The organism is Kitasatospora sp. NBC_01300, assembly GCF_041435235.1.
Classification (GTDB): domain Bacteria; phylum Actinomycetota; class Actinomycetes; order Streptomycetales; family Streptomycetaceae; genus Kitasatospora.
In genome coordinates this window covers 733756-749635 of record NZ_CP108408.1, presented here as the reverse complement: position 1 = coordinate 749635, position 15880 = coordinate 733756, and the positions used below count along the sequence as shown (strand labels likewise).

Annotated in this window: 14 protein-coding genes; 3 read left to right on the top strand and 11 right to left on the bottom strand. The window is 74.2% G+C overall.

All coding sequences use genetic code 11. The features are described 5' to 3' along the window. Positions 1 to 2 precede the first annotated feature (2 nt). Positions 3 to 383, top strand: a complete 381-nt coding sequence (locus OG556_RS03315; protein WP_371515762.1) for a pyridoxamine 5'-phosphate oxidase family protein — start codon at positions 3 to 5, stop codon at positions 381 to 383. Here OG556_RS03315 and OG556_RS03310 read toward each other — a convergent pair. Next, entirely contained in the window at positions 380 to 1651 is a 1272-nt protein-coding gene (locus tag OG556_RS03310) for a hypothetical protein (RefSeq protein WP_371515761.1), read from the bottom strand. The two genes, OG556_RS03315 and OG556_RS03310, sit on opposite strands and share 4 nt — an antisense overlap. Positions 1652 to 1846: 195 nt before the next feature. Here OG556_RS03310 and paaI point away from each other — a divergent pair, with 195 nt between their 5' ends. Continuing rightward, positions 1847 to 2257 carry a hydroxyphenylacetyl-CoA thioesterase PaaI gene (gene paaI / locus OG556_RS03305; protein WP_371515760.1) on the top strand — a complete coding sequence of 137 codons (411 nt, stop codon included), beginning with the start codon at positions 1847 to 1849 and terminating at the stop codon, positions 2255 to 2257. A gap of 82 nt (positions 2258 to 2339) precedes the next feature. Here paaI and OG556_RS03300 read toward each other — a convergent pair whose 3' ends face one another. Beyond that, entirely contained in the window at positions 2340 to 3599 is a 1260-nt protein-coding gene (locus OG556_RS03300) for a phenylacetate--CoA ligase family protein (RefSeq protein WP_371515759.1), read from the bottom strand. Positions 3600 to 3702: 103 nt separating this feature from the next. Here OG556_RS03300 and OG556_RS03295 point away from each other — a divergent pair. Then, positions 3703 to 4589 (top strand): IS5 family transposase gene (locus tag OG556_RS03295; RefSeq protein WP_371522546.1). Its coding sequence is split into 2 segments (ribosomal slippage): positions 3703 to 4057 and positions 4057 to 4589, totalling 888 coding nucleotides; the frame shifts between segments, so codons are not numbered across the junction. Between the two features lie 16 nt (positions 4590 to 4605). On the opposite strand, the gene OG556_RS03290 is transcribed toward OG556_RS03295, so the two are convergent. From OG556_RS03290 to OG556_RS03250, 9 genes are all read right to left on the bottom strand, one after another. Continuing rightward, entirely contained in the window at positions 4606 to 5565 is a 960-nt protein-coding gene (locus OG556_RS03290; protein ID WP_371515758.1) for an SDR family NAD(P)-dependent oxidoreductase, read from the bottom strand. Beyond that, positions 5562 to 6896: an MFS transporter gene (locus OG556_RS03285; RefSeq protein ID WP_371515757.1), complete on the bottom strand. Its 1335-nt coding sequence runs from the start codon at positions 6894 to 6896 to the stop codon at positions 5562 to 5564. Before OG556_RS03285 ends, OG556_RS03290 begins: the two co-directional genes overlap by 4 nt. Further along, on the bottom strand, positions 6893 to 8122 hold the full coding sequence (locus tag OG556_RS03280; protein WP_371515756.1) for a phenylacetate--CoA ligase family protein: 1230 nt from the start codon (positions 8120 to 8122) through the stop codon (positions 6893 to 6895). Before OG556_RS03280 ends, OG556_RS03285 begins: the two co-directional genes overlap by 4 nt. Continuing rightward, the gene (locus tag OG556_RS03275) at positions 8119 to 9204 is read right to left on the bottom strand and encodes a RimK family alpha-L-glutamate ligase (RefSeq protein ID WP_371515755.1); all 1086 of its coding nucleotides are present in this window, start codon (positions 9202 to 9204) and stop codon (positions 8119 to 8121) included. Before OG556_RS03275 ends, OG556_RS03280 begins: the two co-directional genes overlap by 4 nt. Beyond that, on the bottom strand, positions 9201 to 10586 hold the full coding sequence (locus OG556_RS03270; RefSeq protein WP_371515754.1) for a KamA family radical SAM protein: 1386 nt from the start codon (positions 10584 to 10586) through the stop codon (positions 9201 to 9203). The genes OG556_RS03275 and OG556_RS03270 overlap by 4 nt, the downstream gene beginning before the upstream one ends. Positions 10587 to 10592: 6 nt before the next feature. Further along, entirely contained in the window at positions 10593 to 12407 is a 1815-nt protein-coding gene (locus OG556_RS03265) for a class I adenylate-forming enzyme family protein (RefSeq protein ID WP_371515753.1), read from the bottom strand. 133 nt (positions 12408 to 12540) lie between these two features. Next, the gene (locus OG556_RS03260; protein ID WP_371515752.1) at positions 12541 to 14004 is read right to left on the bottom strand and encodes a flavin monoamine oxidase family protein; all 1464 of its coding nucleotides are present in this window, start codon (positions 14002 to 14004) and stop codon (positions 12541 to 12543) included. Continuing rightward, the gene (locus OG556_RS03255) at positions 14001 to 14243 is read right to left on the bottom strand and encodes a phosphopantetheine-binding protein (RefSeq protein WP_063346173.1); all 243 of its coding nucleotides are present in this window, start codon (positions 14241 to 14243) and stop codon (positions 14001 to 14003) included. Before OG556_RS03255 ends, OG556_RS03260 begins: the two co-directional genes overlap by 4 nt. Next, positions 14233 to 15801: an amino acid adenylation domain-containing protein gene (locus OG556_RS03250; protein WP_371515751.1), complete on the bottom strand. Its 1569-nt coding sequence runs from the start codon at positions 15799 to 15801 to the stop codon at positions 14233 to 14235. Before OG556_RS03250 ends, OG556_RS03255 begins: the two co-directional genes overlap by 11 nt. Positions 15802 to 15880 lie beyond the last annotated feature (79 nt).

The following is a 15880-nucleotide window of genomic DNA, read 5'->3' as shown; positions in this document are numbered from 1 at the left end:
GCATGAACGGTGATCACGACCTGCTCGAACTGGACCGGGAGCGGGCGCTGGAACTGCTGGCCAGGGCCGCGGTCGGCCGGGTGGTCTACACCATCCGCGCCCTCCCGGCGGTGCTGCCGGTGTCCTTCCGGCTCGACCTGTCGGACGGCGGCGGAGTGCTGCTCTCGGCCCCGGCCGGCTCCGAGCTCGCCCGGGCCGTGGACGACGCCGTGATCGCCTTCGAGGCCGACGAGGTGGACGGCGTGGACGGCTCCGGCTGGTACGTGACCGTCCTCGGTCGCGCCCAGGTCGGCCCCGCCGCCGGCCGCGCCCCCGGGGCCGTGCGGATCCGCATCCGCCCGGAACTCGTCGTCGGCCGGCGGCTGCCCCCGCGCACCAACTAGTGCGGATCGCCCTCGATGCGGCCAGCCAAGGCGCGGACGGTGGGCGGGAGTTGGCGCAGGCGCAGGATGAGGAGCGGGGCGGCCAGGGCGAGGTAGACCCAGCTGAGCGCGACCCGGGCGGACTCGCCGGGAAGGGCGAACTGGACGGCGAACAGGGCGAACAGCAGCCCGGCCTTCCAGGGCAGGAACCGCAGGTCGAGCAGGAGCACCACGGCCAGGACGGTCTGCGCGGCGGTCAGCAGCACCTCGTCCACCTGGCGCTCGACCAGCGGGAGGGAGGCCGCGCCGCCGCCGGCCAGGTAGGCGAACGGGAGGCAGCCGATCAGCAGCGTCCACTGGTTGACCTTGCTGGAGAGCAGCGCGCCGAGGCCGTCGTCCCCGCGCAGCCGCCAGGCGAAGACGACCGCGACGATCAGCTCGGGCGCCTCGGAGGCGAGCGGGGCCAGCCACTGCACCAGCAGGAAGCGGTCGATGCCGAGCGAGGCGCCGGCGTCGACCAGCGAGGTGGCGAAGGGCTCGGCGCAGGCGAAGATCACCCCGGCCGCGACCGCGAACACCAGGACGGTGGTCGCCCGGCGGCGTTGCCGCGGGAGGGCGGCCAACCGGGCCGGGACGCCGATGAGTTCCTCCTCGTCTTCCTCGCCGCAGCGGCTGACCCGGAAGAGGTAGTAGCCGTACCAGGCGATCAGGACGACCGCGAGCACCCAGGAGATCTGCCGGGTCAGCGGCATCACGAAGGCCACCAGGGCGGCGGCGCCGAGGAAGGCGGTGTCGATCCGGCGGTGCTCCCGTAGGGTGATCCCGGGGGCGGCGCCGCGCCGCCGGGCGGCGAAGTAGGAGGCGAGGGCGACCAGCGGCCAGCCGACGCCGACCAGCAGCCGGTTGGCGCCGGTCATGTTGGCGGCCGCGTAGGCGGCGTACTCGGGCCGGGTGCCGGCCGCGTACGCGAAGTAGAGGTCGACGGCGTACTCGGGCAGGACGGCGATGAACGCCAGCAGGGCCAGGGCGAGCGGGCCGGAGATGTCGGCCCGGGCGGTCTCCGCGGCCCACATCAGCAGGAGCGCCGCCGCCAGGACGCCGAGGCCGAAGACCACCATGCCCGGCACGGGCGTCAGGTGCACCCCGGCCAGCCGCAGCACCACGGAGGGCAGCGCGCCGGCCACGGCGGCCCCGATCCGCAGGGCCGTCACGGATCCGCTGGGCGGCTGCGCCGACGGGATCTCGGCGGGGCCCGGTGGGGTGGCGGTCGCGGGTGACTTCTGGGCCATCAGCCGTCCTTGCGCTCGGGGAACCTGAGCAGGCCAGGGCCTGTCCGGCGGATCTTGCCGGACAGACCCTAGGGTCGGCGGGCGGCGGGCTGGGCCGAACGGCGGGGCGGCGCGGCCGAGTTCCCCCGGACGGCGGCCGGGCGCCGTGCTCTAGGCTGGCCCGGGACGCCGTCGACGGAGGGAACACAGGACGCCATGCTCGACCCCGGGACCGCCGCCCTCTACGCGCGGGACGAGACCTGCCGGCTGCTGGGCATCGCGCTGGACGAGGTGTCCGCCGGTCGCGCGGTGACGCGGATGACAGTGGCCGCGACGATGGTCAACGGCCACGGGACGGCGCACGGCGGCTTCCTGTTCCTGCTCGCCGACGCCGCGTTCGCGTTCGCGTGCAACAGCCACGGCCCGGTGACGGTCGCGCAGGCGGCGCAGGTCGTCTTCCTGGCCCCGGCGGCGGTCGGGGACGAACTGGTGGCGGAGGCGGTGGAGCGGTCGCGGGCCGGGCGCAGCGGGGTCTACGACGTGACGGTCCGGCGGGCGGACGGGAAGGTCATCGCCGAGTTCCGCGGGCAGAGCGTGGTGATCGGGGGCCGGCCGCAGACCGACTGAGCGCCCGGCCGCCCACCGCTGCTCGGCCGCTCACCGCTGCCCGGCCCCTCAGCGCTGCCCGGCCCCCGCCGTCACCGCCCGGTCAGGACTGCGGACGCTCGTCCAGCACCTGCTGGAGCTTGCCGGTGCGCGGGTTGGTGACCAGTTCGGAGCGCGGCACCCACTCGACCGCGAGGTCGTGGATGCTGCCCAGCGCGACCTCGTCGGGGTAGAGCGGCCGGGCCGTGTACACGGCCTCGACGAGCCGGTCGGCGAGCTCGGGGGCCGGCCGTTGCCCGGTGTAGCCGAGGCGCAGGATCAGGCCGTCGCGCCCGGCCCAGCGGCGCTGCACGAGCTGCATGCCGGTGATGTGGCGCTCCGGGTCGGCGGCGAGCAGGACGGCCCGGATCTCCTCGGTGGGCATGGCGACGGTGCCGACCCGGGCGCCCTCGGTGGAGCGGCCGAGCAGGCGGAAGCGGCGGCAGCGGGCGTCGGTCCACTCGGCGCGGTCGCCGGTCGGGTAGCGCAGGATCGGCATCAGGGTGCGGAACAGGTTGGTGACGACGACCCGGCCGGGAGTGTGGGGCGTGGTGATCGTCCTGCCGGTGACGTCGTCGACGAGCTCCACCACCGTGCGGTGGGCGAAGGCCTCGTGCACCCGGACGTCGTCGCCGGGGACGGGCGAGCCGACCAGCCCGGCGTCGTTGGAGGCGTAGCCGACGGAGGCGACGGCGGCGTGGGGGAAGGCCTGGGCGAGGATCGGCCGCAGGTCGGCGAAGAGCAGGTCGCCGCCGAACAGCAGCAGTTCGACCCCGTCGGCCGTCTCCCCGCGCTGGACCAGGCACTCGGCGACGGCGCTGAGCTTCATCGGCTCGCCGGCCAGCACGTGGACGCCGAAGCCGGTGATGAGGTCGGCGATGTACGGGTCGGGGGCGGCGCCGCCGACGCCCAGGCGGACGTTGTCCACGGGGGCGTGGTGCAGGGCGCCCTCGATGTAGAGGAAGCCGCCGTAGAGTTCGCCGGCCGTGAACAGGTTGGCGACCCGGTGCCCGGGCCGCAGGCCGGCCCGGACGAGTCCGGCGCCGAAGGCGGTGACCGAGTCGGCGTGCTCGGTGCGGGTCCAGGGCGAGAACTTGGGGACGCCGGTGGTGCCGCCGGTCTTGTAGATGCCGGCGTCGCTCAGCGGGCCGGTCAGGACGCGGTTGTCGGGCCAGGTGTTGGCAGCCCAGAAGGCGGCCTGGTCGATGACGGGGAGCTGGTCGAGGCGGTCGGCGGCGGGGGGCAGGTCGCGGTACAGCTCGGCGTAGAACGGCGAGTTGGCGCGGGCGAAGGCGATCAGCTCGGCCAGGGGCTTGGCGGGCATGGTGGTCCGGTCCCTTGCTCAGGAGGAGGGTGCGGCGGGGAGTGCTTCGGCGGGTGCTTCGGGAGGTGCTTCGACTAGGCCGTGTCTCATAATTGATCTTGTGGTGGGTCGAGGAGAGATAACGGATGCCGCATGGGCTCGGATAGAGCCGTTGTTGCCGCAGCGGGATGGGGTCGGGCGTCCTTGGCGGGATCACCGCCAGGTGGTGAACGGGGTTCTGTGGCGGGTGCGCACGGGCGCCCCGTGGCGTGACCTGCCCGAACGGTACGGTCCGTGGCAGACCGTCTACCGGCGCTTCGCCCAGTGGGAGAAGGACGGCACGTGGGCTGCGCTCCTGCGCGAGGTCCAGGTCCGCAACGACGCGGTGGGGGCGGTGGAGTGGACGGTCTCGATCGACTCCACCGCCGCGAGGGCTCACCAGCACGCGGCCGGGGCCCGCAAAAAGGGGATCAGTCCGAGGACGAATCGGATGATCCGGCAGCAGTTGCGCGCCGTGAGGCGCTCGGCCGGTCCCGGGGCGGGCTGACCACCAAGATCCACCTGGCAGTCGACGGCCGGGGTCTGCCGCTGTCGATCGTGCTGAGCACGGGCAACACGGCCGACTGCACGATGCTGCCCGACGTCCTCGACGCGATCCGCGTTCCGCGCGTCGGGGCCGGGCGGCCAAGGACCAGGCCCGACCGGGTCGTGGCCGACAAGGCGTACTCCTCCCGGGCGATCCGCCGGCTGCTGAGGCGCCGGCGGATCAAGGCGACCATCCCCGAACGCCGGGACCAGATCGCCGGCCGCGCCCGCCGCGCAAGCCGCGGCGGGCGGCCACCGGCCTTCGACAAGGCCGCCTACAAAGGGCGGAACGTCGTTGAGCGCTGCTTCGCCAAGCTGAAGCAATTCCGGGCAGTGGCAACCAGGTTCGACAAACTGGCCAACCGCTACCGAGCCGGCGTCGTCCTCGCCTCACTGATCCTGTGGCTGCGAGCCGACGAGCAATAACCCCTGCCGAGATCAATTACGAGACACGCCCTAGCGCTTCGGCTCGCGCTCCGAGGCGCGCTTCGGGCTGCCCGAGCCAGGTCCGGGCGAGGGACTGGACGGTGGAGCCGTCCGGGTCGGCGAGTTTGGCGGCCAGGTAGTCGGCGGCCCACTGGTTGGCGGGCACCCGGAAGGGCGGCCGGTCGGCGAGCAGGGTCCGCACGACGACCTCGGCGACCTCCCGGGCGGGCTGGCCGGCCGACTCCCAGCCCTGGCCGCCGATCCAGTCCAGGTAGCCGGCGAAGGTGGGCGCGTACGGGCCGGAGGCGGCCTGGATGGTGCCGCGGTCGATGTCCGGGAAGACCCCGAACCGGGTGTCCGGGACGTAGCCGGGGACGACCACCGAGACCTGGACGCCGTGCGCCGCCGCGACCGGGGCGAGCGCCTCCAGGAACCCCTCGACGGCGAACTTGGCGGCGCAGTAGGCCTCGTTGAACGGCTGGCCGACCACGCCGTGCACGCTGCCGACGGCGACCAGGCGGCCGGCGGCGGCCCGCAGCAGCGGCAGCGCGGCCCGGCTGACGGCGGCCACCCCGAAGAAGTTGACCTCCAGGTTGGCCCGCAGCGCCGCGTCGGTGGACATCTCCAGGGTCGGGTCGGAGTTGGAGACGCCCGCGTTGTTGACCACGGCGTCCAGCCGCCCGTACGTCCGGGCCACGCCGTCCAGGCAGGCGGCGATCGAGTCGGGGTCGGTGACGTCGAGGCGGCGGACGTCCACGGTGACGCCGGCGGCCTCGGCGGCCCGCCGGAGCTCCCCGGCGCGGCCGGGTTCGCGCAGGGTGGCGACCGTGCGGTACCCGGCCCGGGCCGCCGCGACGGCGGTGGCCAGGCCGATGCCGGAGGACGTCCCGGTGATCAGCAGGACCTTGCCGTCGGCGCTCCCGGTCTTCGCGCCGCTCCCGCCACTCACGTCGCTCCCAGCCTTCGCGCCGCTCATGACGCGCTCTCCGCGAGTTCCCCGGGAGTGGCGGCCTCGCGCCCGGCGGCGTCCAGCAGCGGCTGGAGGCCGAGGGCGGGGAGGAAGGAGCAGGCGGCCAGCAGGGTGCCGCCCGCCATCACCGCCCGGGCCGCGTCCAGGATGCCCAGCGGGCCGGTGAGCAGGGTGACGGCCAGGCCGCCGACCAGCGCGGCGAGCGGGATCACGCCCCAGGTGACGGTCCGGAAGGCGGCGTGCATGACGCCCTGGTTGCGGGCGGTCATCCGGGCCTGCCGGGTGGGCGCGCTGCACACGTTGATGCAGGACATGAAGAACCCGTAGCAGCCCATGGTCACCGCGATCACCGGCCCGGGCGGCAGCGCGGGTGCGGCGAGCAGGCCGAGGCCGGCCAGGCAGTGCAGCAGCAGCGACCAGGCCATCGTCCGCCCCAGGCCGAACCGCCGGCTGAGCCGGGGGGCGACCAGGGCGCCGATCAGCGCGCCGAGCGCGGCCACCGACATGGCCGCGCCGAAGGCGCCGACCGTCACGCCCAGGCCCCGGTAGGCGAGGACGGGCAGGACGGTGACGAAGACCGGCCCGCCGCAGTTCAGCGTGACGGCCGCCAGCACCACCCGGCGCAGCACCGGGTCCGCCCAGTTGAGCCGGAAGCCGAGGGTCAGCCGCTCCCGGATCGAGCCGGGTTCGACCGTCCGCTCGCCCCACGGGCTCATGTACCGGAAGCAGACGGCCGAGACCAGGTAGCTGGCCGCGTCCACCAGCAGGGCGGCCACCCCGAGCGCGCTGTACAGGGCGGCGGCGATGGAGGGGCCGGCGACCTCGGCGACCGAGCCGCTGCCCTCCAGCCGGGAGTACGCGCGGACCATGCCGTCCTCGGGCACCACGGCGGGGACGGCGACCAGGTAGCCGACGTTGAAGAAGATCGTCGCGCCGCTGATCACCGCCACGCAGCCGAACAGCAGCGGGGTGGACAGCACGTCGAGCCAGTACGCGAGCGGGATCGCCGCCACCGCCGCCAGCCGGACGAGGTCGCAGCCGAGCATGGTGCGGCGCTTGTCCCAGCGGTCGACCAGCACCCCGGCGACCGGCCCGAGCAGCGGGATGCCGAGGTACTGGGCCATCGCCACCACGCCGACCTGGAGGGCGGAGGCGTGCAGGACGAAGATCATCAGGGTGGGGACGACGAACACGGTGACCTTGTCGCCGACCAGGCTGACGGTCTGCCCGGCCCAGAACAGGTCGAAGCCCCGGCCCAGCGGCGCCGGCCGGACGGGCGCGGCCCCGCCTCCCACCGGGTCGGGCTCACCGAGCCCTCCCGTCCGGTCGGACTTCACGCACCCTCCCGCAGGACCAGCCCGGCGGTCTTGCCGGTGCGGCCGTTGCTGATCAGCTCCTCGACCGGCCGTACCCGGAAGGACTCCGGGTCGTGCTGGAAGGCGGTGCTGAGCGTGAAGGTGGCGGTGAACAGCTCCTTGCGCAGCCGCTCGGCGTCGGGCGCGGCGCCCGTCCCGCCGGTGAGCAGCAGCACCTCCACCCCGGTCGCCCGGCCGCGCTGTTCGGTCAGCACCACCTGGGCGCGGGCCACGCCCGGTTCGCGCTCGGCCCGGGCGATCAGCTCGGCCACGTCCAGTCCGAGGCCGCGGACCTGGACGACGCTGTCGCGCCGGCCCAGCACCCGCATCGCCGGGCCCGGGCGCCCGCACGGGCAGTCGGTCAACTCGCCCGCGTCGCCGGTGCGGTAGCGCAGCACCGGGTTGAGCATCTCGGGGTTGAGGGTGGTGAAGTCGAGCAGGCCGCCGGCGTCGGCGTGGACCAACTGGTCGGGCAGCGGGTGGAAGGTGTCGGCCGGGCAGTCGGGGGTGTTGGTGGCCACCACCCAGGTCTCGGTGCTGCCGAACATGCCCCAGCGCCGCGCCTCGGGCGCCACCACGGCGAGGTCCTCGTCGAGTTGGGGCTGCCAGGCCTCGCCGAGCCACAACACCTTGCGCAGGGAGGGGAGCCGGATGCCGGCGGCGCGGGCGTGCGCGAACCAGAGCCGCAGCACGCTGGGCGTCCCGCCGATGGCCGTCACCCGGCGTGCGGCCAGGAAGGCCAGCCAGTCGCCGTACTCCTCGGCGGCGACCGAGCCGAGCGCGATGATCCGGCAGCCGGAGAGGTCGGCGAGCGCGGCGGCGAGGAAGTGCGCGCCCCACATCCGGCCGGCGCCCCAGGCGTTGACGAAGACGTCCGTCCGGTCGAGCGGCTGCCAGTGGGCGTGCACGCCGGCCATGTAGAAGCCGGTGGGGGCGTAGCCGACCTGGGGGGCGCCGGTGCTGCCGCCGCTCTGGAACAGCCAGGTGGCGGCCTGCTCGGCGGCGGGCTCCAGGTGGGCGAGCGCGGTGTTGAGGTCGTCCTTGGCCAGGGGCGGGAGCGTGGCGAGCCGGTCGAGGGTGTGGACGTTGATGTGGCTGGCGTAGCGCGGGGCCAGGGCGGGGACGCTGCGCAGCCGCTCCAGGGTGCGCCGGGCCACGTGCAGGCGGGGCTCGGCGGCCTCGGGGGGCAGGGAGAAGGAGGCGGTCATCGGGAGTCCGTCCGGGGGTCGGGGGCTTGCCGGTGGGCGGGGTCGAGGGTGAGCGGGCGGGCGCCGTCCGCGAGCCACTTGGCGTGGCCGTCGCGGTAGGCGGCGAAGCGGGCGCGGGTGACGTCCCGTTGGAGGGTGCGGTCCGGGTCGGTGAGGTCGGGGGCGATCACGCCGTCCGGTTCCAGTTCGGAGAACCAGTACCGCTCGCCGTCGTACAGGAAGTCGACGCAGAAGAACGGGATCGGCAGCCGCTCGGCGAACCAGGCGGTGGCGGAGGCGAGTTCGGGCGGCACCGGCGGGAACTCCATGGCGCCGCCCCGGCTGGCGTTGGCGACCGGGGAGCCGGGCTCCGGGGTCCGCTTCATCACCGCGTACGGCTCGCCGTCGACGACGTACACCCGGTAGTCGATCGTGCCGTCGCCCAGGTAGGGCTGGACCACCAGCGTGGTGTCGCCGCCCTGGGCGAGGCTGGCCAGGCCCCTGACGTCCTCGGGGCCGCGGGCCAGGTTGATCCCGCCGCCGCCGCACCAGCCGGCGGGTTTGACGATCGCGGGGTAGGTCATGTTCCGCAGGCCCACCTCGTAGACGTGCTTGCTGATGTCCCGGCCGGTGCCGATCCGCACCGTCGGGATGGCCGGCACCGGGGAGCCGGCCAGGAACAGCAGGGTGGCCAGCTTGTCGTTGCCGATCAGCGAGACCTGCGGCGGGAACGGCAGGTAGAACCCGGCCTGTTCGAGCACCGCGTACAGCGCGTACTGGTTGAAGACGTCCATCGACTGGTACGGCAGCGAGTAGAGCGCGGTGATGAACAGGGTGTCCTCGGGGGTGACCGGCTCGTCGTCCACGTAGACCCGGGGGCGGCCGGGACCGGTGGCGTCCACCGTGACGGCCTCCGGGGCGTGCCTGGTCCAGCGCAGGCCGAGGTCGGCGGCGCTCTCGGCGTAGAGGTCCCAGAAGAAGCCGTGCCACATCGCGGCCATCCGGGAGGACTCCCGGTCGGGGAAGATCCAGCACAGGCGGCGCAGTTCGCCGTCCCGGGGAGGGCCGGGGCTCGGGTCGGGGCTCGGGTCGGGGGTGCTCATCGCGCTCCTCCTGCGGTGGACGGCTCGGACCACCAGCGGCGGCCGGTCTCCGGGAGGGTGTCCACCGGGTCGTAGTAGGGGTGGCGCCGGTCGAGCGGGGCGTCCTGGCCGCCGCCGCTCTCCAGGCCGGTGCGGTAGTTCTTGGTCCAGTACGAGATGCCGAGCTCGCGGTCGTAGGCCACCGCCTGGTGCACCCAGCGCTTGCCGACGTGCGGGACGTCGCAGACCAGGCGCGGGGTCGCGTAGCCGGGCAGGTAGCCCATGATCGCCTCCTGGAGGCGCTGCGCCTGGTGCAGCGGCGTCCGCCAGTGCTCGGCGCCCGGGATCACGTCGCAGAGGTAGAAGTAGTACGGCAGGATGTTCGCCTCGCCCTGGAGGGCGAAGCAGAGGTCGAGCAGGTCCTCGGGGGTGTCGTTGACGCCCCGCATCAGCACGCCCTGGTTGCGGACGTCCCGCACGCCCGCGTCCAGCAGGGCCCGGGCCGCCTCGGCGACCAGCGGGGTGATCGAGCGCACGTGGTTGGCGTGGGTGTGCACGGCCAGGTTGACCGCGCGGCGGGCGGCCAGTTCGGCGACCCGGGCCAGCCCGTCCAGCAGCTGCGGTTGCAGCCAGTGCTGGGGCAGGCCGACCACGGCCTTGCTGGCCAGCCGGATGTCCCGGACGGTGCCGAGGTCCAGCAGCCGCAGCAGGAAGGACTCCAGCCGGGGCCAGGGGACGTTGGCGAGGTCGCCGCCGGACAGCACCACGTCGCGCACGGCGGGGGTGCGCTTGAGGTAGTCGAGCATCTGCTCCTGCCGGTCGGCGGGGCGCAGCAGCAGCCGGGTCTTGGCCACCTGGGGCGTCGAGGTGCCGACCAGGTCCATCCGGGTGCACTGCCCGCAGTACTGCGGGCAGGTGGCGGTCAACTCGGCCAGCACCTTGGTGGGGTAACGGTGCGTCAGGCCCTCGACGGCCCACATGTCCGCCTCGTGCAGCGAGTCCCGTTCGGCCCGGGGGTGGCTGGGCCAGTGCGGGTGCCGGTCGGTGCGCACCGGCAGCATGTAGCGGCGCACCGGGTCGGCCAGGAACGCCTCGGTGAAGGCCTGCGGGTCGGCCGGGGCGTCCGGGGCCATGGTGTTCAGCAGTTGCGGCGGCAGCAGCATCGGCATGGTGGCGAACCCGGCCTGGTCGGCGGCGAGTTCGCGGTAGAAGTGGTCGGTGAGCCGGTCGCCGACGACGGCCCGCAGCTGCCGGGCGGTCTTCACCGAGTGGGCCCGCTGCCACTGGGCGTCGCGCCACTGCGCCTCGGTGACGCGGCGCCAGCCCGGCAGCCGCCGCCAGTCCGGCTCGACCAGTGCCGTCCGCGCGTACGTGTACGGCTGGCGGATCACGGGGTGGTCCATGGCCGGCTACTGGCCGGCAGAGGGGGCGGTGGAGGGGCCGGTGGAGGGGTCGGTTTGTGGGCCGGTTCGGAGCTCGGCCCGGGTGTCGGTTCGGGACTCGGGTCGGGTGTCGGTTCGGGTGTCGGTGAAGAGCCCCGCGAAGCGGGTGCGCAGCTCGCGCTTGAGCACCTTGCCGGTCGGCCCGAGCGGGAAGTCCTGCGGTGTGCGGGCGATCCGGACGGCGGCGAGCGCGGCCAGCCCGGCCGCGGCCAGCGCCTTGTTCGCCGCGTCCTGCACCTCCTCGGCGCCGGCCCCGGCGGCCCCGGCCTGCAACCGGACGACGGCGACCGGGCGTTGGCCCTCGCCGGGCCCCCCGGGCACGCCGACCACCGAGCAGTCCTGCACCAGGTCGGCGCAGTCGGCGAGCAGCACCTCCTCGATCGGCAGGCTGTAGACCGGGCCGTCGGCGGTGTCGATGACGTCCACCGTGCGGTCGAGGTGGTAGAAGCGGCCGTCGGGTGAGCGGCGGGCGACGTCGCCGGTGAGCCAGTAGCCGGCCAGCTCGAAGCTCTCGGTGAGCCGCCGGTCGTGCCAGTAGCCCGGGGTCCGGGAGGGGCTGACCACACCGAGCAACCCGACCGTGCCGTCCGGGAGTTCGGTGCCGTCCTGGTCGAGCACGGCGGCCTTCAGGACCACCTCCAGCGGCCTGCCGACGCAGCGGTCGTCGCGGGCGCTCTCCGGGGTGGTCACCTGGCCGAAGAGCGCCATGCCCATCTCGGAGGAGCCCAGGCCGTCGACGAACTGCGAACCGGGCAGCGCGGGTTGGTCGGCCCGGTCCTGCGGCAGCAGCCAGGGGCGGATCAGTCCGGCCGGCCGCTCGCCGAGCGTCACCAGACGGCGGATGTGCCCGTGGTGCGCGCTGTCACCGGTGTTGAACCAGGAGTGCACCCGGGCCGCGCCGCGGACCGGGAGGTCGCCGGTGGCCAGCTCGACGAAGGTCCGGGGGAAGGAGGCGACCATGGTCGGCTGGAAGGCCTCCATCACCGGCTCGACGACGGCGCGCCGCCAGTCGGACATCACCACGGTGGGCAGGCCGAGCAGGGTCGCGGTGAGGAAGTAGCTGAGCCCGCCGGCGTGGGTGTGCGGCATCAGCGACATCAGCCGGTCGTACGGCTCGGCGGGGAAGCGCTCCATCCGCGGCTGCTTGCCGTCCCAGAACTGGCGGTGCGCCAGCATCGTCGACTTGGGGGTGCCGGTGGTGCCGGAGGAGTGGATCAGCGCCACCACGTCGTCCGGGGCGTGCCGGTACGGGTGGCCGGCGGGCAGTTCGACGGCGTCGGCGTCGAATGCCTGCACCTCGGCGGCCAGGGCGAGGAAGCGCGGGCGGCGGCCCGGGTTTTCGCGGTAGGCGGCGGCCAGCCGGGTGGGGTCGTCGGCGACCACGCCGACCACGCCGACGTGGTCCAGGTAGCGGACCAGCACGTCGTGCCGCATCGCGTCGTTGACCAGCGCGGGGACGGCGCCCAGCGAGGTCAGCGCGAGGAAGTGCAGCAGCGGTTCCAGGCCCTCGCCGACGACGACGCCCACCGGCTCGCCGGGGCGCACCCCGTTGGCGTGGTACCAGGCGGCGTAGCGGTCGCGCAGCGCGGCCAGGTCGAGCAGGCTGTGGCCGCGCAGCACGACCTCGCCGCGGTGGTCGGTGCGGTGGGTGAAGACGGACGGGACGGCGCGGTGCGGGTTGGCCGCGAGGGCGTGGTCGAGGAAGTTGCCCGCGCCCAGGTCGGGTTCGGTCATCAGCCGCTGTCTGGCGGCGAGGGGCGCGATGGAACTGCGGTCGCTCATGGGGGTCTCCCGAAGGGGGGCCGGGCGCGGATTCTCGTGGAACCGGCGCCGGTGAGGGGAAAGGCCGGGAAAGGCCGGGGAAGGACGGGGGTGGAACGGGGGAAGGGCGGGGCGCGGGCGTCTGGCGCGGGTTTCAGGCGCGGGCGAGGATGTCGGCGACGACCCGGTGGCCGGAGCGGATCGCGCCCTCCATCAGCCCGAAGTACGCGGTGCTGGTCTCGGTGCCGGCCCAGTGCACCCGGTGGTGCGGCGCGGTCAGCGCCGGGCCGAGCCGCGGCCAGTCGCCGGGCCCCAGCAGGGCGGCGTAACAGCCCTGGCTGTACGGGTCGTTGAGCCAGTCGGTGACATGGCAGGCGGTCGGCTCGGGGAGCATCGGGAAGAGCTGCGCGGCCTGCCCGACGGCCGCGGCGCGTTGCTGCTGCGGGGTGAGGGCGGCGAAGCGGTGTGCCTCGGCGCCGGTGACGAAGCCGGTCAGGACGCCGATGCCGGCCTCGGCGGGGGAGTCGTCCACGGTGGAGAGCAGTGGCCCCCGGGCGTTGACCGACCAGCCGGACAGGCCGTGGTCGCGCCACAGCGGCGCCGGGTAGACCAGGTGGACCTTGACCGCGCAGCCGCGCGCGGTGCGCTCGCCGGCCCGGCGCACCGGCAGGCCGGGCCGGTAGTCGATCGCGTCGGCGAGCAGTGGCGGCAGCGCCATGACGGCGACGTCCGCGCGGTGTTCGCCGCGATCGGTGTGCACGGTGACGGCGTCGGCGTCCTGGTGGACGGCCCGGACCGGCTCGCCCAGCCGTACCCGGTCGCCCAGGCGCTCGGCCAGCCGCTCGCACACCTGGTGGGCGCCGCCGGAGATCCGGTCCTGCTGGGCGCCGCCGGCGAAGGCGTTGAGGTAGCGCAGGCCGCCGCCGGAGCGCAGGTAGAAGGCGAGGTGGAGGACGGAGATGTCGGCCGGGTCGGCGGCCGTCATCTCGCCCAGGAACAGCGGGAAGAACAGCCGGGCGTCGGGGTGGGTGAGGTGCTGCTCGGCCCACTCGGCGGCGGTGAGGGCGTCCAGGCGTTCGGCGTCCGGGGTGAGCCAGGGCGCCTCCGGCTCCACGGCGGCGGTGAGTTCGGACAGCCGGTCGAACAGGTCGCCGAGCGCGACGCCGTCGAGCGGCGGGAACCGGCCGTCGCGGGTCTCGGCGCCGGCGCTGCTTTCGTTGCCGCTGCCGAGCGCGAACCGGCTGGCGCCGGACATCGTGGTGGGGGTGGTCTTGAGCCCCAACTCATCCATCATGGCGAGGAGTTCGGTGTGCCGGTCGCCGAGGTAGGCGGCGCCGGCGTCGACCAGGACACCGGGGGCGGCCTCGATGCCGTGGGTGCGCCCGCCGACCCGGTCCCGGGCCTCCAGGACGGTCACGTCGAAGCCGTGCGCCGCCAGCCCGGTCGCGGCGGTGAGCCCGGCCAGTCCGGCGCCGACCACGACGGCGGTTCCTCCGGGCCGATGCGCGTCGAACTGCCGGCCGTTGAACGGGCGGTCGTCGAGCTGCCGGCCGTTGAACGGGCGGTCGTCGAGCTGCCGGCCGTTGAACGGGCGGTCGTTGAACGGGTGGTCGTTCATCTCGCGGCCGTGATTCTGCGCGCGAGCGCGGTGGGGGTGGGCGCGAGCAGGAACTCGTCGAAGGTGAGCTCGACGGCGTAGCCGCGCGCGACGGCGCTCAGCACCCGGGTGGCGATCAGCGAGTCGCCGCCGAGGTCGAAGAAGTCGGAGTCGGGCGCCACGTCGTCGCGTTCCAGCACGCGCCGGAAGACGGCCACCAGGTCCTGCGGGGTGGCGGGGGTGGTGAGGTCAGTGCTCAACGGAGGTCTCCTTCGACCTGTCGTGGGCGCCGTAGCGCAGGTGGCAGCCGGCCCGGTCGACCTTGCCGCTGGGGGTGTGCACGAGTCGGGGGACGACGGTGATCCGCCCGGGCACGAGGTGGCCGGGCACCCGGGCCCGCAGGTAGGACAGCAGGTCGCCGGCCAGGTCCGGCGGGGAGGTGTGCCGCCGCGCCACGACGTACGCGAGCAGGGCGGTGCGGCCGGCCAGGGCGGCGCCGGTGACGGCGGCGGCGCTCACCTCGGGGTGGCCGGTGAGGTGCGCCTCGACCTCCGCCGGGTCCACCCGGACGCCGCGCACCTTCAATTCGCCGTCCAGGCGGCCCTGGTGGGTGAGCAGGCCGTCCGGGCCGCGGCTCACCCGGTCGCCGGTGCGGAAGTACCGCTCGCCGTCGACGGTGGTGAACCGGGCCGCCGTGGCCTCGGGCAGGCCGGGGTAGCCGAGTGCGAGGCCCGGCCCGCCGATCAGCAACTCGCCCTGTTCGCCGAGGCGTTCGATGACGTGCGGCAGGGCGTGGCCGATCGGTGCGCGGGCGGCCGGTGTGCGGTCGGCGCCGGGCCCGACCGGTTCGCGGGCGAGCGGTCCGGACAGGTCGACGGCGTGGGTGATCTGGGTGGTCTCGGTGCAGCCGTAGGTGTTCAACAGCCGGATCCGACCGGTGTCCAGCCGGGCCCAGTCGTCCAGCCGGGCCGGTTGGACGGCCTCCCCGCCGATCACCAGGAGCCTGACGCAGGGCGGCAGTTCGGCCCGGTCGTCGACCAGGTGGTGGACGAGTTCGTGCCAGAAGGCGGTCGGCAGGTCCAGAACGGTGATCCGCTCGCGCTCGACCATCCGCAGGAAGCGCGGGAACGACCCGCAGTGCGCGTCGGGGTCGAGGACGAGGGTGGCGCCCGCGGTGAGTGCCGGGAGGATCTCCTCGAAGCAGGTGTCCCAGTTGAGCGAGGCGAACTGGAGCACCCGGTCCTGGGGGGTGAGGTGGAAGAGGTCGCGCAGTGCGTGGGCCGTGGCCGCGACGGCCCGGCGGGGAGTGGCGACGGGTTTCGGCTGCCCGGTCGAACCCGACGTGAAGAGAATGTAGGCCGGATGTTCCGGGCCGCTTGCGGCACGGTCCGCCGGAAGGGTTCCGGGCGGTTCTCCGGGGAATTCCGAGAGGTCTGGTAACTCCACTAATCGAGCGCCGAGTTGGTGGTCCGCGACGGCTTCGCCGAGTATCGCCGTGCGGCAGTTCGCGGCCGTCGCCATGGCGTGTCGACGGGCCGCCGGGAATGCCGGATCGATCGGGCAGTACACGCCCCCGGCGGTCAGCACGCCGAGAAGTGCCACCACCGTTTCGGCCGTGTGGACGGCCGGGACGCAGACCGTGCCGGGGTCCGGTCCCAGGCGCCTGGCCAGGGTGTTCGCCAGCTCTGCGAGCCGGCCGTAGTCGAGGGTGCGCCCCCGCTGGACGATCGCGGGGTGCCGGGGATTGCGGCGTGCCATTTCCGTGAACGCGTGGATCAGGTCGGGAACGACCTGGAGGGTGTCCTGATTAATTGACATGGCCGCCCCAAATGATGCTGTCGAATGCTCATCCGTGCTCGGCGAACGGCGACTCTACCGTCGAACATGCGTGGCGACA

Bases quoted from the DNA above. Each gene is read 5' to 3' on its own strand.
- OG556_RS03315 (WP_371515762.1), top strand. From the start codon at position 3: ATGAACGGTGATCACGACCTGCTCGAACTGGACCGGGAGCGGGCGCTG.
- OG556_RS03310 (WP_371515761.1), bottom strand. From the start codon at position 1,651: ATGGCCCAGAAGTCACCCGCGACCGCCACCCCACCGGGCCCCGCCGAG.
- paaI (WP_371515760.1), top strand. From the start codon at position 1,847: ATGCTCGACCCCGGGACCGCCGCCCTCTACGCGCGGGACGAGACCTGC.
- OG556_RS03300 (WP_371515759.1), bottom strand. From the start codon at position 3,599: ATGCCCGCCAAGCCCCTGGCCGAGCTGATCGCCTTCGCCCGCGCCAAC.
- OG556_RS03290 (WP_371515758.1), bottom strand. From the start codon at position 5,565: ATGAGCGGCGCGAAGGCTGGGAGCGACGTGAGTGGCGGGAGCGGCGCG.
- OG556_RS03280 (WP_371515756.1), bottom strand. From the start codon at position 8,122: ATGACCGCCTCCTTCTCCCTGCCCCCCGAGGCCGCCGAGCCCCGCCTG.
- OG556_RS03275 (WP_371515755.1), bottom strand. From the start codon at position 9,204: ATGAGCACCCCCGACCCGAGCCCCGACCCGAGCCCCGGCCCTCCCCGG.
- OG556_RS03270 (WP_371515754.1), bottom strand. From the start codon at position 10,586: ATGGACCACCCCGTGATCCGCCAGCCGTACACGTACGCGCGGACGGCA.
- OG556_RS03265 (WP_371515753.1), bottom strand. From the start codon at position 12,407: ATGAGCGACCGCAGTTCCATCGCGCCCCTCGCCGCCAGACAGCGGCTG.
- OG556_RS03260 (WP_371515752.1), bottom strand. From the start codon at position 14,004: ATGAACGACCACCCGTTCAACGACCGCCCGTTCAACGGCCGGCAGCTC.
- OG556_RS03250 (WP_371515751.1), bottom strand. From the start codon at position 15,801: ATGTCAATTAATCAGGACACCCTCCAGGTCGTTCCCGACCTGATCCAC.